A 1,461-nucleotide genomic window follows, 5' to 3' on the forward strand; every position below is an offset into this window, starting at 1 on the left:
AAAGCTACATTGAAATCTTCTTTATATGACATACCAGAATTCATTGCTCCTGTCTTTTTAGGGGGATTAATCGGTGCAAATCTTCTTGTGATAAATGCATTTTTAGCTAAGATCAATCTTTTGCCATTTTGGTTTTCTAGTAATCAGCAGGCTGGTGGAGTGTCATTAATCTTAATAGTTTTAATGGTACTATTCTATAGGAAAGATAAAAGAAAAAAGATATTAAAGAAATACTCACAAGAGAGCAACAAGGAGAGAGTTCGTGGAAATATCGTCGTGGCAATCTATGTTGCGTTATCATTCCTTTTGATTTTTGTAGTAGCCTTTTTTAAACCGGGACAAGTGCAATAAGACGGTAATGTTTGTGTTAATATAACAGTCATGCTAACTCGGGGGGAAGTGTTCTAAAAGCAGGCTTTGCTGACGAAATGGGACAGATCCTTAATCTTGGGGGTGTTGTGTGGGGAGGAGCAGAACTGGGGATACAGGCTGTCAGACAAAATAACGGTGCCCAGACTATCGGCAGATTTCTTGGTTTCGGTACACAACGTACAGCGGCTGCGTTAAGAGGTACGCTTGGTCAAGTGAGCAAACTTGGGAAACAGCTGGGAACGGCGGGTATGATTCTGTCTGCGGCTACTTATGGTTCTCAATTGCTTACTAACCCTCAGGGCATCAGCACAGCCACACACGCTAATTTCTGGATAGGAGCTACCCTTTATGGTGCAGCAGCAGTTTTTGGTGGTCCTGTAGTTGCTGGAGCAGCTCTAATATATGGAACGGCTCAATTGGGGTCATGGATTTATAATGGTAAAACGTTAGAGGAGAATGTTATAGGAGATTAATATGTGGCTTGACTTCTTAATATTTATTACGCATCGTTTCCTGGTTATTTTTAAGAAGATAAATGAACATGATCTAAAAGGAAGATGCGTAAATGCAGTTACCTTAATGCTGTTTTTTATTTGCTTATTGATAATAACTTCAATTTATCTGTTTTTAATAAAAATAGATGTGTTAATCTTCAATAAAGTTGCCTACTTCATTAGCTGTGCTTTGCTTTTTTTGATTGTTTCAACTTTGGTAAAAAGAAGATACAAGCCCAGATATGAATCCGTTATTAATAGATTAGGAGAGCGATTTCAATATAAAAAGCGGACTTATATATTGCTTTTTATATTGTTCTGGTTCGTTCCTCTCTTTTCCTTTTGGGGAGGTTTACTTCTTGTGCGAAATCTGCTATACTGATTTCGCACTTATATGATTACTGGAATTGCAATATTTTACTGAAGGAATTTACAAGGTAGCAATTTTGTAATTTATAAAATATTTGATTCTGTTTGTGGACAAGAAACTGCATTCCACCAACAGCGGTTCCAGCTACCTGCAGTCGGTCGACTACCGCTATAACATCCGGGGCCAGCTGACCTCGATCAACAACAGCAGCCTGACGGCTGACGA

Annotated in this window: 2 protein-coding genes; both read left to right on the forward strand. The window is 38.7% G+C overall.

Annotated features, from left to right (window positions below; translation table 11 throughout):
• On the forward strand, nucleotides 1-351 hold a 351-nt coding region (locus DDR33_RS26135; RefSeq protein ID WP_158280872.1), incomplete at its 5' end, for a hypothetical protein.
• Nucleotides 352-428: 77 nt separating this feature from the next.
• Nucleotides 429-845, forward strand: a complete 417-nt coding sequence (locus tag DDR33_RS24955; RefSeq protein WP_109418500.1) for a hypothetical protein — start codon at nucleotides 429-431, stop codon at nucleotides 843-845.
• Nucleotides 846-1,461 lie beyond the last annotated feature (616 nt).

This window comes from Pararcticibacter amylolyticus, assembly GCF_003130405.1.
Classification (GTDB): Bacteria; Bacteroidota; Bacteroidia; order Sphingobacteriales; family Sphingobacteriaceae; genus Arcticibacter; species Arcticibacter amylolyticus.

Bases quoted from the DNA above. Each gene is read 5' to 3' on its own strand.
- DDR33_RS24955 (WP_109418500.1), top strand. From the start codon at position 429: ATGGGACAGATCCTTAATCTTGGGGGTGTTGTGTGGGGAGGAGCAGAA.